Source organism: Nocardiopsis oceani, assembly GCF_054777395.1.
Genome location: NZ_BAAHAR010000008.1, coordinates 14814 through 27588, shown reverse-complemented (window position 1 = coordinate 27588; position 12775 = coordinate 14814). Strand labels below are relative to the sequence as shown.

General features: G+C 70.5%; 10 protein-coding genes. 4 read left to right on the top strand and 6 right to left on the bottom strand.

The annotated features are described in order from the left end of the window. Nucleotides 1-69 precede the first annotated feature (69 nt). From cobA to ACYVDG_RS05890, 3 genes are all read right to left on the bottom strand, one after another. A complete protein-coding gene (gene cobA, locus ACYVDG_RS05900) occupies nucleotides 70-1350 on the bottom strand; it encodes a uroporphyrinogen-III C-methyltransferase (protein WP_460747312.1) in 1281 nt (426 codons plus the stop codon). Between the two features lie 341 nt (nucleotides 1351-1691). Then, nucleotides 1692-3632 (bottom strand): nicotinate-nucleotide--dimethylbenzimidazole phosphoribosyltransferase, encoded by a 1941-nt coding sequence (cobT, locus tag ACYVDG_RS05895; protein ID WP_460747311.1) that lies wholly within the window; start codon nucleotides 3630-3632, stop codon nucleotides 1692-1694. An 844-nt stretch (nucleotides 3633-4476) separates the two neighbouring features. After that, nucleotides 4477-4803 (bottom strand): hypothetical protein, encoded by a 327-nt coding sequence (locus ACYVDG_RS05890; protein ID WP_460747310.1) that lies wholly within the window; start codon nucleotides 4801-4803, stop codon nucleotides 4477-4479. A gap of 148 nt (nucleotides 4804-4951) precedes the next feature. Between ACYVDG_RS05890 and ACYVDG_RS05885 the strand changes: the two genes are divergently transcribed. Next, a complete protein-coding gene (locus ACYVDG_RS05885) occupies nucleotides 4952-6073 on the top strand; it encodes a peptidoglycan recognition protein family protein (protein ID WP_460747309.1) in 1122 nt (373 codons plus the stop codon). A gap of 190 nt (nucleotides 6074-6263) precedes the next feature. After that, on the top strand, nucleotides 6264-6845 hold the full coding sequence (locus ACYVDG_RS05880) for a GNAT family N-acetyltransferase (protein WP_460747308.1): 582 nt from the start codon (nucleotides 6264-6266) through the stop codon (nucleotides 6843-6845). 63 nt (nucleotides 6846-6908) lie between these two features. Here ACYVDG_RS05880 and ACYVDG_RS05875 read toward each other — a convergent pair whose 3' ends face one another. Beyond that, nucleotides 6909-7196, bottom strand: a complete 288-nt coding sequence (locus ACYVDG_RS05875; RefSeq protein WP_460747307.1) for a DUF6504 family protein — start codon at nucleotides 7194-7196, stop codon at nucleotides 6909-6911. Between the two features lie 342 nt (nucleotides 7197-7538). Between ACYVDG_RS05875 and ACYVDG_RS05870 the strand changes: the two genes are divergently transcribed. Together ACYVDG_RS05870 and ACYVDG_RS05865 are read left to right on the top strand one after the other, a co-directional pair. After that, nucleotides 7539-9785: a serine/threonine-protein kinase gene (locus tag ACYVDG_RS05870; RefSeq protein WP_460747306.1), complete on the top strand. Its 2247-nt coding sequence runs from the start codon at nucleotides 7539-7541 to the stop codon at nucleotides 9783-9785. Between the two features lie 70 nt (nucleotides 9786-9855). Beyond that, nucleotides 9856-10821, top strand: a complete 966-nt coding sequence (locus ACYVDG_RS05865; protein ID WP_460747305.1) for a quinone oxidoreductase family protein — start codon at nucleotides 9856-9858, stop codon at nucleotides 10819-10821. Nucleotides 10822-10967: 146 nt separating this feature from the next. Here the strand turns inward: ACYVDG_RS05865 and ACYVDG_RS05860 are convergent, their stop codons facing one another. Continuing rightward, nucleotides 10968-12059 carry an SPFH domain-containing protein gene (locus tag ACYVDG_RS05860; protein ID WP_460747304.1) on the bottom strand — a complete coding sequence of 364 codons (1092 nt, stop codon included), beginning with the start codon at nucleotides 12057-12059 and terminating at the stop codon, nucleotides 10968-10970. A 213-nt stretch (nucleotides 12060-12272) separates the two neighbouring features. Then, nucleotides 12273-12743, bottom strand: coding sequence for an NfeD family protein (locus tag ACYVDG_RS05855; RefSeq protein WP_460747303.1), 471 nt, complete (start codon nucleotides 12741-12743; stop codon nucleotides 12273-12275). Nucleotides 12744-12775 lie beyond the last annotated feature (32 nt).

Sequence of the window (12775 nt, the reverse complement as noted above, 5' to 3'; positions counted from 1 at the left end):
GGTATGCCCTCCTCATCGGTACTGATGTTCCCCCGTCGACGTGACTGGCGTGCGCCGCCGCCGAAGGTCTCATTGAAGATCGCGCCCGGTCGCCAGTCGATCGGTCTCGAGCTGGGCTCCCGTGTGCAGTATGTCAAGATCCCGCGCTGTTTTGACCACTTCTCCGATGATCACCACTGCGGGAGGCCGCACTTGGGCCGATCGGACCGAGGCAGCAATGTCCGCAAGCGTACCCGTCACGGCCCGTTGGCCCGGCAGTGTGGCGTCTTGGACCACCGCAACAGGGGTGTCGGAACCGCGGCCGTGCTCCACCAAGGCGTCGGCGATCGCCTCGATCCGCTCCACGCCCATAAGGACGACGACGGTACCGCCGGCCCGGGCCAGCCCGGCCCAGTCGACCGTGGACCGGCTGTCACCTGGGACGACATGGGCTGAGACGACGTGCACGTCCTGAGCCACCCCGCGGTGGGTGGCGGGGATCCCGGCACTGGCCGGTGCGGCGAGCGCACTGGTCACACCGGGCACCGCCATGACGGGAACACCGGCGGCGGCGCAGGCGGCCGCCTCCTCACCGCCCCTTCCGAAGAGGAACGAGTCCCCGCCCTTGAGGCGGACCACGAACTTACCCTCCTGGGCACGCTCGACGAGGACGGAATTGATGTCGTCCTGTGTCATGGAGCGCCCATAGGGGATCTTCGAGGCGTCCACGATCTCGACGTCCGCGGGCAGCCGGTCGAGCAGTGACGTCGGGGCGAGACGGTCCACCACCACGACGTCAGCCTGAGAGAGGAGCTGCTGCCCCCGCACGGTGATGAGCCCGGGCTCACCGGGACCACCCCCGACGAGGGCCACACCGCGCAGGCGTTCACGACCGCGCCGCGCATCCAAGGTGCCGTCGGCGAGTCCGTCGATGACGGCGTCCCGCAGCCCGGCGGAACGGCGCGGGTCCCCGGAGGCGACGATGCCGACGGTGATCCCGTTGGCGGAACCGCTGGCCGGGGTCCAGGCGGAGGAGGCGTGCCGGTCGTCGGCGCGGACGCACCAGATCCGGGAGTTCTCGGACTCCTCGGCGACCGCCGCGTTGACCTGGGCGACGTCGGTGGCGGCGTGCACGAGCCAGTAGGGCGCCGCGTCGGGGCCGACCACGTCGCCGGGTTCCCAAGGGCGGCGCAGCCAGGTCAGGCGCCCGGCGTCAGCGAGGTCCTCCAGTGCCGCGGAGACCTCCGGGGAGATCAGTGTGACGCGGGCACCGGCCTCGAGCAGGACGGGAACCCGCCGCTGGGCGACCCTCCCACCACCGACCACCAGGACGTCACGGTCCCGCATGCGCAAGCCAAGAAGATAGGTCACGGGTCGCACCCCTCCGGTCCGGTCGTCCGCACCGGCCCCCGGCTTCGACGGCGGGGTGCGCGTACGAGAGCTGGCCGTGCGAAGGCTTGCTCTCAACGCGCCGCCGGCGATGTTCGGCGATTTCTCCAAAGTACCTTGTCAGAGCGGTGTTACGCAGAGGTAAATCAACGCACAAGGGACAGAGTGACACGGAACGCATCGAAGCCAACGCACAGCGTTTGTCGCCGTGTTCGTTGCCGTGTTCGTTGCCGTGTTCGTCTCCGTTGAACGGCCCGGTGCGGCCCCTCCTCCGGTCCCCTCGGGGGAGGGGTGAAGAGCAGGCCCCACCGGGCCGGGCCACGTCATTGCGCCGACGAAACGCCCGCCGTATCGAAGGTCGCGACGTTGCGCAGCGCCCTGGCCGACGCCTGGAGGAGGGGCAGCGCCAGCAGCGCACCCGAGCCCTCGCCCAAACGCATCTCCAGGTCCACCAGCGGGCTCAGGCCCAAGTGCTCCAGGGCGATACCGTGTCCGGGCTCGGCAGAACGGTGGCCTGCGAAGCAGGAGCTCAGGGACTCCGGGGAGATCGCGGCGGCGGCGAGCGCGGCCGCACCGGCGGCCACCCCGTCCAACAGCACCGGAACCCGGAGTGCGGCACCGCCCAGGATGAACCCGGTGAGCGCCGCGTGTTCGAAGCCGCCAAGCGCCGCGAGGGTTCCGATCGGGTCCTCGGGGTCGACCGGGTTGGCCTGCAGCGCCCGACGGACCACCTCGACCTTGTGTCCGTAGGTCGCGTCGTCCAGCCCGGTCCCGCGGCCGGTGGCGACCGACGGGTCGGCCCCGGTGAAGGCGCAGAACAGCGCCGCGGCCGGGGTGGTGTTGCCGATACCCATGTCGCCGGTGACCAGGCAGCGATTGCCCGCCGACACCAGGTCGCGGGCGACCTCGATGCCGCCCTCGATCGCCTGGAGGGCCTGGTCCCGGGTCATGGCCGGGCCCTGGGTGAAGTCGGTCGTCCCCCGGGACACCTTGCGGGGCAGGAGTCCGGCCGCGTTCGGGAGGTCGCCGACCACGCCGACGTCCACCACGGTGACATCGGCGTCGACCTGCTCGGCGAAGGCGTTGACCACGGCCCCGCCGTCGAGGAAGTTCTGCACCATCTGCGCGGTGACCTCCTGCGGCCAGGCGGTCACCCCCTGGGCGTACACCCCGTGGTCTCCGGCGAAGACCGCGACGGCCGCGGGCTCGGGGATCGGAGGCGGGCACTCTCCCGCCAGCCCGGCGAGCTGGACCGACACCTCTTCCAGGATTCCGAGGGACCCCTGGGGCTTGGTCATCCGGTCCTGCCGCTCCCTGGCTTCCTCCACGGCACGGGCGTTGAGCGCTCCGATGGCGGTGATGGTCTCCTCCAGCAGGGTGGTGGGCTCCTGGCCGGGCAGACCTCGGCGACCGTAGCGGTCGCGGTGCACCGCCCAGGACAGGGGGCGTCCCTTCGCCCAGCCACCGAGGCTGAGTTCGGGTTCGGTGGGGAACTCCTCGACGTAGCCGACGCACAGGTAGGCGACGACCTCGAGGTGGGAGGGAAGCTCGAGCACACGGGCCACGTCGCGTTCGTCGGCGAACGCGACCCAGCCGACCCCGAGCCCCTCCGCGCGCGCGGCCAACCAGAGATTCTCGACCGCCAGCGCGGCGGAATAGGAGGCGGGCTTGGAGTGCCGACCGGCGGTCTGCGCCCCTCGGGTCGGGTCGACGGTGACGGCGATGTTGAGCGGGCTCTCCAGAACCGCTTCGACCTTGAGCCCGGAGAACGCCTGGGCGCGGGGACCGGGTCGGGCGTGTGCCTGCGAGTCCCGCTCGTTCTCGGCGAGGTCACGTACCAGGGCACGCCGCTCGGGGTCGTCGATGACCAGGAAGTCCCAGGGCTGGGTGTGCCCGACACTGGGCGCTTGGTGAGCGGCGTCAAGGACTCGGGTGAGCACGTCAACGGGGACCGGCTCCGGACGGAAACCCGCGCGGACGTCGCGGCGTTCACGGATGGCGCGGTAGACGGCCGCGCGCTCGGTCTCCTCGAAGGCGTGGACGTCGAGCTGCCAGGCGTCGTCGCTGGCCGCGGTGGGCTGACTCGGCTGGGACGGCTGGTTCACTACCTGGGGCTGGCTCGGGGCCTGAGCGGGGTGGGTCGGTGCTTCCTGGGTTGCCTGGGGTCCGGTCCCTTGAGGCGGACCGGTGTGCTCCGGCTCCGGAAGGGGCGCCGCTGCCTGGTGTGCGTGCACGGTGTCGCTCTGCTCTGGGTCGGTGGCCATAGGACTGGCGTCCGTGTGGCCGGGGATCGTGGTGTGCGCGGGAGGCGGGGGTGTTGTCGACGCGGGGTGGGCTTGTCCTGTCGGGGGCTCGGGGTAAGGGGGTGCGGGCTGCGGGCCGGTCTGCGGCGGACCAGCCTGCGGCATAGACGGCTGCGGACCGGTCTGGGGCGGGCCAGCCTGCGGCATAGACGGCTGCGGACCGGTCTGGGGCGGGCCAGCCTGCGGCATAGACGGCTGCGGACCGGTCTGGGGGCCGGGTGGTGGCCCGTCCGAGTTCCGGTTGCCTCCGCGGAAGGGAATGACGTTAGGCCGGGTCCCGTGCGCGGGGGGCGATGGTGGTGCCGTCGGGGGCTGAGCCTGGACCTGGGGCTGGGGCGGTGACTGCGCGGGGCCGGGGTGCGCTGGGGGCTGCGGGGCCTGGGGCTGCGCGGGAGCCGCGTGCCATGCGGGTTCAGGAGCCGGTGCAGGCTCGGGCTCCGGGGTCGGCTCCTGCGGCGCCTCCGGCTCCTGAGCGGTGCGCCGGAAGGGGTTGTTCGGCACGGCGGAGGGTTTCGGCTCCTGTGCCTTGGTTCCCTTGCCGCTCTCCGGCAGCCCGTCCAGGAGGCCGCCCAGCAGACCACCCAGTCCGGGTGTGGGGCGGCTACCGCGCCGCTTGGTGCCCTCTTCCGGACGCGCGTCCTCGCGGTCGTCATCGGTCATGGTCGCTCCCCGAAGAAAAAGTCTGTGAGCTGCCCGTTTTCGCCTGGTCCGATACGGGTCCGGACCAGCGTAGTCCGCGGCGTCCAAGCCGCTCACACGGGTCCCCGGCCCGGGGCAGCCTGCCCCGGTTGGAACGCCGGGGGCCTCAAGTCATCATCAACTGTGCCAGAGTTCGCGTGAACGCGCGCTGGGTACCCGGTTCCCGTACGGCCACACGGAACCACTCCCGTCCCAGCCCCGAAGAGGTCTCGCCACGGCGAACCGCGATGCCGCGCGCCCCCAGCCTTGGCCTGAGTTCTTCCGCGTTGGGCGCTCTGACCAGCAGGAACGAGGCCTTCGCGGCGAGGACAGCGGACAGGCCGAGCCCGCTCACCGCCGCAGCGAGCTTTTCTCGGTGACCGGCCGTTGCCCTGGCCCGGGCGTCGGCCTCCGCCAAGGCTCTCGGTGCGCAGTACGCCTCGGTCGCAGCCAAAACCGGGGTGGACAGCGACCACAGGACTTGGGCACACCACGACATTGCCGCGATCCAAACCGGCGTGTGGTGCATCACACCGCGAAGGCACCAGATCCGACCCCCTGCCCCGGTGAGGAACCCCCGAACCCACTGGAACGGATGGTCCATGCGACGTCGTACCTTTCTGGCCAGCGCCACCGCCGCGGCGGGTCTGAGCGCGTTCACCCCCGCCCTCTTCGACCAGCGCCCCGCCGCCGCCCAAGGATCGGGGGCCCGCGCCGCCCCCAGGGTGCTCAGTGAGCGGGCGACCGCCAGCGGCTCGGTCGTCCGTCCCGGTCTCCGTTTCGACCTGGTCGGTGTCTCCCAGGCACCGGAAGCGGTCTCCGAGGGGGCCTCCGTGCGTTTCGAGACCTCCGACGGCGCGCTGGGAGAATGGCGGGACCTGCACTTCCACACCGGCGGCCCCGAACACCACCCCCGGTCCGCAACCGCCATGGTGCGGGCGCCGAAGGGCGCGACCGGCTACGAGGTGAGCGGCGCGGACGGCGCCGACCTCACCGCTGTGAACCTGTTCGACGGTGAAGAAGTGAGCGTCAGCGGAGTAGAGGAGGTGCCGTTGTCCGCCGACACCGACGAAGTCCGCACGCCCTCCGGCGACGCGGTGCTGCCCGTGCGCACACGCGCGGGCTGGGGCGCCGACGAGTCACTGCGCTTCGACGAGGACGGCACCGAGCTGTGGCCCGCGGAGTTCCACCGGACGCAGGCCCTGACCGTGCACCACACGGCGATGGCGACCACCGGCGACTACGCCGCCGACGTCCGCGCCGTATACCACCTCCATGCGGCCGAGCAGGAATGGGGCGACATCGGGTATCAGCTGCTTATCGACCCCGAAGGCGTGGTCTACGAGGGTCGGCATTCGGGCGGCGGGGTGCCGGTCTTCTCCGGGCCGCCTCTGCCGGTCCGGGCGGAGTCGGTGACGGCCGGGCACGCCTTGGGCTTCAACCACGGCAACATCCGTGTGTGCCTCCTCGGTGACTTCACCACCGAACTCCCCACCCAGGCCGCGCAGGACGCTCTTGTGAGCACCCTTCGGTTGCTGTGCGCGGTGACGGGGGTGGACCCGGCCGAACAGATCGAGTACGTGAACCCGGACACCGGGGACGTGACCCCGCAGGAGGCGGTGGCCCGGCACCGTGACTGGCTCTCCACGGAGTGCCCGGGGGGCGCCTTCGCCGAGGTGTTCGACACGGCGATCCGCCAGCGCGTGATCGACGGCTGGCACTGACGCGCGCTTTGACACGACCCCTGGAACGCCCGTCCAGCACCCGTGTGTGCCGCCCGCCTGGGACGCCCACCGAAGACTGGGCCTGGCCCAGGCGGGCGGGAAGCCCGTTGTTCCACCCGGAACGCAGGCGCGTATGGTGAACCACGCCGGTGAGGCGTCGGCACGTCGAAGCACAGAGGGGACTCCTAACATGGCCACCGTTCAGAGCGCCCCGATCATGCCCGCGGTCATCCTCGAGACCGACCGCCTCCGTCTGCGCTCGATTCTCGAGCGCGACATCGACGACGTGTACGCCTCGTGCGCGGACCCCGAGCTGCAGCGCTGGATCCCGATCCCCGCCCCCGGTGAGGCCTACACCCGCGAGAACGCCGAGCAGTTCTGCCTGCACGTCGCACCGTCCGTCCGGACCGGCGGCGACGGCCAGCACTGGGCCGTAGTGGAAGCGGAGACCGACCGCTTCGTCGGATCGGTGGCCCTGCTGCGCACGCAGTGGCCGTCCATGGTCACGGAGACCGGCTACTGGATCTCACCCTGGGGCCGTGGCCAGGGCTACGCCGCCGAGGCGGTCGTGGCCGTCTCCCATTGGGCCATCGACCAGGGATTCCAGCGCGTGGAACTCAAGGCGGCCAGCGGGAACACCGCTTCGCGCCGGGTGGCCGAGTCCGCCGGGTTCGTCCGCGAGGGTGTGGAGCGCAACGCGATGCCGCTCCACAAGGGCCGCGCCGATTTGGCAGTGTACGGCCTCATCCCCTCCGACCTGGTCGGCCGCTGACCTCGTCGATCTCCGGCCCGAAGCCAGCGGGGACCAAGAAGACCAACGGGAGGCGCGGGCCGCTCAACCCCAGACCCGGGAGAGCAGCCACTCCTCTGCGTTCGTGTCGTGGCACAGTTCGTACACGCCCTGCGAGTAGGCGGACCCTGCCTCCACCCGCCAATGCCTGCGCTCGGGAACCTGCGATCCCACACCGGGTGTCCAGTCGCGGCGCAGAGTGACCCAGTAGTCGAGGATCCTGCGCACCCCGTAGACCCTTCCGTCCCAAGTGAAACGGGTGGGCCGCCCGTTGTCCTCGACGACCGTGACCTCCGCCCCGTAGTACCGCCCCACGACTGTTCCCCTCAACATCGACCCGCTCCTGTTTGCCTCGGCGTCGGACCGCGCGCGAAGGCACGCAGCCGGGTGGCCCGCCCGTGGGGAAGTACGGCCAGGCGTTCGAACACATATTCGAATAGTAGCGAAGGTGGGGCTTCTAGGGAACTGTTTCCCCGTTTCCGGCATCACCTCAAAGAGCACCGGCTCTCAGCACCAGCTCTGTCACCACCGGCACCACAGAGCACCCCGGCCTCGGCCCCCCGCTCAGCCGCGGCCCACCCCTGTCGGGCCGAGGACCGCCAGAACCTGTCCGCGTATCGGCATCGGTACGCTGATAGGCGCGAAACTCACGATCCATACAAGGGACCCCCAACTGTGACGTCCAACGGGCACGAAAGCGGCAAACCCCTGCGCGCGGGGGACCCGCGCGAACTCGACGGTTACCGCATCGTCAGCCGCCTCGGACGCGGTGGCATGGGCACCGTGTACCTCGCCAAGGACGCCGCCGAGCGCTCCGTCGCCATCAAACTCATCCACCCGGACCTGGCGGACGACGAATCCTTCCGGCTGCGCTTCGCCCGAGAGGTGGACTCCGCCCGACGCGTCGCACGCTTCTCCACCGCCGGGGTCATCGACGCCCGTTTGGAGGGCGAGCCCCTCTTCATCGCCTCCGAGTACGTGCCCGGCCCCAACCTCGACGAGGCGGTCCGCGGCGGAACACCGATGCACGGCGGCACCCTCGAGGGCCTGGCGATGGGGGTGGCGGCCGCGCTCACCGCCATCCACGGTTCGGGCATCGTCCACCGCGACCTCAAGCCGGCCAACGTCCTCCTCTCCCCTGTCGGCCCCAAGGTGATCGACTTCGGGATCGCCCGGGCCCTGGACGACACCGGTGGCGCGGTCACCCGGTCCAGCCAGCTCATGGGCACTCCCTCCTACATGGCACCCGAGCTGATCCTGGGCGAGCAGGCCACCGCGGCCGCGGACATCTTCGCCTGGGGCTGCCTGGTCGCCTTCGCCGGGACCGGCAAGGCGCCCTTCGACGCCGCCACGGTGCCCGCTGTCCTGCACAACATCTCCTCGGCACCGCCGAAACTGGACGGGCTCGACCCGAGCCTGTTGGACCTGGTGAGCTCCGCCCTCGACAAGGAGCCCGGGAACCGGCCCACCTCGCAGCAGATCCTGGCCCGGCTGACCGGCCAGTCGGAGCCGGAGGAGTCCGAGGTGCGGCGCACGATCAGTACCTCGTGGGCGCCGCCGAGCAGCGCCCCCGTGCCCGGCCTGCCGCCCGAGGACACCCAGGCGGGGCAGGGACAGGCACCCGCCGGTGGTTCCACCCGACCTGCCGGTCAGCCCACCGATACCAGTGGCCAGCCCACCCAGGCCGGCGTTCAGTCCACCCAGGCGTACACCCAGGCGCAGCCGCCGGTACCGCACGACCCGCAGATGCCGCCTCCTCAGCAGGGCCAGCCATACCCCCCGGGAAACGCTCCCCAGCAGGGCCAGCCAGGCCAACAGGGCCAGTTCCACAACCCGCACCTGCCGCCCCAGCAGGGCATGGGGCAGGGCGGCCCTGGTCCGCAGGGACCGCACGGCCACTACCCCCAGGGCCCGTACGGTCCGAGCGGCGGTCAACCGCCCTTTCCGCAGTCCCAGCAGATGGGACACCCCCCACACGGGCAGTCGCCGTCCCATGGCCAGGCGGTCTTCGGAGCACAGGGCGGCTCGGGCGGCCCCGGCCAGCCCCCGACCGCTCAGGCCGCTGCCAACGGGGCCGACGGATCCGCTCGTGGGCGGCGCAAACTGGTGCTCATCGGCGGCGCCGCGGCCGCGGTGGTGCTGCTGATCGGTGTGGGCGCCACGGCTCTGTTCTCCGGTTCGGAGGCCCCTCCCGAGGACATCACCAGCATCTACGCCACCGACTTCGCCACCGATCCCGACTGGATCAGCAATCGTTCCTTCGACCAGAGCGACCCCGAGCACTCGGACGGTTACTGGGAGGAGCAGAACGCGATGGTGCTCCAACTCGACCCCGACTCCAACCCTTCCCGAGGCGAGGTCGTCCCGTTCGAGCGTGAGACCCCCGAGCACGTCCTTATCGAAACCAACGTCGCCGCCATGGAAGGGCCCGGCGAGGGCCAGATCGGTGTTCGGTGCTGGGACCAGGACGGCGACGAGGAGCGCACCCAGTACGAGGCGCTGCTGCGCTTCGACGGGGAGGAGGCGCAGATCCGCAGGGTGACCGAGGAGAGCGGCGACAACGCGCTCGCCGAAACCACGGACGTGGGGGGCTTCGAGACCTACGACCTCTACGACGAGCGCTCCTCCGTGACGGGCCTGCCCTACGACGTGCAGGTGGCCGACCTGGTCACCAACAACCTCAAGCTCTCCTGCGAATACGTGAACGAGGAGGACGAGGACCCGTACATGGACCTGAACATGTGGGTCAACGACAGCCTCGTGCTCTCCGCCACGGACGAGAACCCGCTTCCGGACGACGGCGACCTCGACGACGAGGACCGGCGCCGGGTCGGTGCCGTCATGCGCCCCTCCGCCGGAACGGAACCGCTCACCGCCGCGTTCACGGACTACGCTCTGTACAGGATCAACGTCGAGGACTGAGCTCACCGGGCCGCGGCCCGTTCCCGGTCCTCGCAGTCGCTCCAGCACCCGTCCCCCAGTGAGGAGAACCATGCGCGCGATCGTGATCGAGGAGAACGGCGGCCCCGAAGTACTGCGCCTGGCCGAAACCGACGACCCCGTGCCGGGTACCGGCGAGGTACTCGTGGACGTCGAGGCCCGAGGCGTCAACTTCATCGACATCTACCAGCGCAGCGGCGCCTACAAGATCTCCCTGCCCCACATCCCCGGCATGGAGGCCGCCGGTGTGGTCGCCGGCCTCGGGGAAGGCGTGAGCGACCTGCGGGTGGGCCAGCGGGTCGGCTGGGCGATGGCCCCGGGCGGGTACGCCGACCGGGCAGTGGTGCCTGCGTCCCTTCTGGTTCCCCTGCCCGACGCGGTATCCACCGAACAGGCCGCTGCGCTGCTCCTCCAGGGGCTGACCGCGCACTATCTCACCCACTCGGTACACCCGGTGGGCGAGGGCGAGAGCGTCCTCGTGCACGCCGCAGCAGGCGGTACCGGGCTGCTCATCACCCAGTTGGCCAAGGCGCGCGGCGCCCGGGTGATCGGCACCGTCTCCACCGACGCCAAGGAGCGTGTGGCGCGCGAGGCCGGTGCCGACGAGATCATCCGTTACACCGAGACACCGGTGGCCCCGGCCGTCCGCGACCTCACCAAGGGCGAGGGCGTGGCCGCGGTCTACGACGGGGTCGGGCGGGACACCTTCGACGCCAGCCTGGAGTCGCTGCGCCCGCGCGGCGTACTGGCGCTGTTCGGGCAGTCCAGCGGCCCGGTGGAGCCCGTCGACCCGCAGCGGCTCAACAGCGCCGGTTCGGTGTACTTGACGCGCCCCTCGCTCGCGTACTTCGTGGCCGACCGCCAAGAACTCCTGGGGCGGACGGAAGACCTCTTCGGCCTGGTGGAGCAGGGCCGCCTCAATGTACGGATCGGCGGCCGGTACGCACTCGACGAGGCGGGACTGGCACAGAGCGACCTGGCGGCGCGGAGCACCACCGGCAAGCTGCTCCTGGTCTGACCGGCCGGGCACAACCCGAGCACACAGACCTCACAGCGGTGGTGGCGGGCCCCTCCGTTCGGGACCCGCCACCACCGCCGTTCTTACGCTGTGTCTCGGTCAGTCAGTTGTGCACCGGCGATACTTCGGCCGCGCCTACGGGGCGGTCAGTCGCCCTCGCGCTGTTCCGGAGCCGGCGGGCCCATGCGCGCACCCGCCCTGCGGACATCGTCGCGCGCGTCCGCGACCGCCTTTTCCGCAGCTTCGGCCGCGTCCGCCGCGGCCTGCGCGGAGGCGGAGGCCTTCGCCGGGTCGGGGCCGGTGATCTGCGCCGGTCCGCCCTCTTCCCCCTCCTCCTCGTCGGGCCGCTTGGTCGTGGAGGGGGTGGCCTGGGCGGCATCGCCCGCGAAGGCGTGGCTGACGTTCTTGACCGCCTCGGTGAGCTCACCCGGGATCACCCAGAAGGTGTTGCCGTCGCCCTCGGCCAGGCTCGGCAGCGTCTCCAGGTACTTGTAGGCGAGGAGCTTGGCGTCGGCGTTGTTGTCGTGCACGGCCTGGAAGACCCGCTCGATCGCCTTGGCCTCACCGTCGGCCCGCAGGATCGCCGCCTGCTGGTCACCCTGGGCCTCCAGGATGGCTTGCTGGCGGGCGCCCTCGGCCTTGAGGATGCGTGACTGGCGCTCACCCTCCGCGTGCAGGATGGCCGCCCGCTTGTCGCGGTCGGCCCGCATCTGCTTCTCCATCGCCTCCTTGATGGTGGGCGGCGGGTCGATCGCCTTGATCTCGACCCGGTTGATGCGGATGCCCCACTTGCCGGTGGTCTCGTCCAGAACCCCGCGCAGCCGGGTGTTGATCTCCTCGCGCGAGGTGAGGGTCTTCTCCAGGTCCATGGAACCGATGACGTTACGCAGCGTCGTGACGGTGAGCTGGTCTATGGCCTGGATGTAGTTGGCGACCTCGTAGGCAGCGGCCTTGGGCTGGGTGATCTGGTAGTAGAGCACCGTGTCTATGTTGACCACGAGGTTGTCCTCGGTGATCACTGGCTGCGGACGCGAGCTGAATACCTGCTCACGGAGGTCGAACCTGGTGTTGACCCGGTCGACGCCCGGGATGATGAAGTTCAGGCCGGGGTCGAGGGTGCGGATGTAGCGCCCGAAGCGCTCGATGTTGTACGCCCTCGCCTGAGGGACGATACGGATCGCCGACAAAGCGATGGCGACCAGGAGTACAGCGGTAATGATGAACGGTATGTTTTCCACGTTCGGCACCTGTGCCTAGGTCTGGGGGATGTGTCTGTGGCTGTGGCTGGGCTCGGTGTCTGTCGTTGACGTGACGGGGGGCGGACTCTGCCTGCCGCGGGCCGTTCTGCCCGCGCCGGTCCGCCTCAGGTCGGATCGGTACTCTTCGTGCCGACTCGCTGCTTGCGGTCCTGCTCGTTGCCTCCGAACCGGTTCAGTTCTCCGCGGACCGGTTCAGTTCTCTTCGGGCCGGTTCAGCCCGGGCAGTTCCGGAAGCGCCTCCCGCGGATAGACCACGGCCGTCGCCCCGTCGATCTCCATGACGTCGACGTGGGCACCGACCGGGATCACGAGGTCCTCGTCGAGGCAGCGTGCCGACCATTCCTCTCCTTGGAGTTTGACCCTCCCCTCGTCGGCGTCGACTTCCTTGAGGACGACCCCGGATTGGCCCACCAGTGCGGCGGTTCCGGAACGGATGTCCGGTCCTCGCTCGATCTGGCGGTCCATGATCGGTTTGACCAGGACGAGGCCGGCGGCGGCCGCGGCGAGGAAACCGATGATCTGCACGACCAACGGAAGCCCGATGGCCCCGAGGAGCCCGGCGACAAGTGCGGCAGCCGCAATGAGTCCGAGCACAAAGGTCATGGTGAAGAACTCGGCGACCCCGAGGGCGGCCGCGAGAATGATCCAGATCAGCCAGGGCATTTTTCTGTGGCCCTCCCGCTGTGGTTTCGGGT

Bases quoted from the DNA above. Each gene is read 5' to 3' on its own strand.
- cobT (WP_460747311.1), bottom strand. From the start codon at position 3,632: ATGGCCACCGACCCAGAGCAGAGCGACACCGTGCACGCACACCAGGCA.
- ACYVDG_RS05885 (WP_460747309.1), top strand. From the start codon at position 4,952: ATGCGACGTCGTACCTTTCTGGCCAGCGCCACCGCCGCGGCGGGTCTG.
- ACYVDG_RS05880 (WP_460747308.1), top strand. From the start codon at position 6,264: ATGGCCACCGTTCAGAGCGCCCCGATCATGCCCGCGGTCATCCTCGAG.
- ACYVDG_RS05875 (WP_460747307.1), bottom strand. From the start codon at position 7,196: ATGTTGAGGGGAACAGTCGTGGGGCGGTACTACGGGGCGGAGGTCACG.
- ACYVDG_RS05865 (WP_460747305.1), top strand. From the start codon at position 9,856: ATGCGCGCGATCGTGATCGAGGAGAACGGCGGCCCCGAAGTACTGCGC.
- ACYVDG_RS05855 (WP_460747303.1), bottom strand. From the start codon at position 12,743: ATGCCCTGGCTGATCTGGATCATTCTCGCGGCCGCCCTCGGGGTCGCC.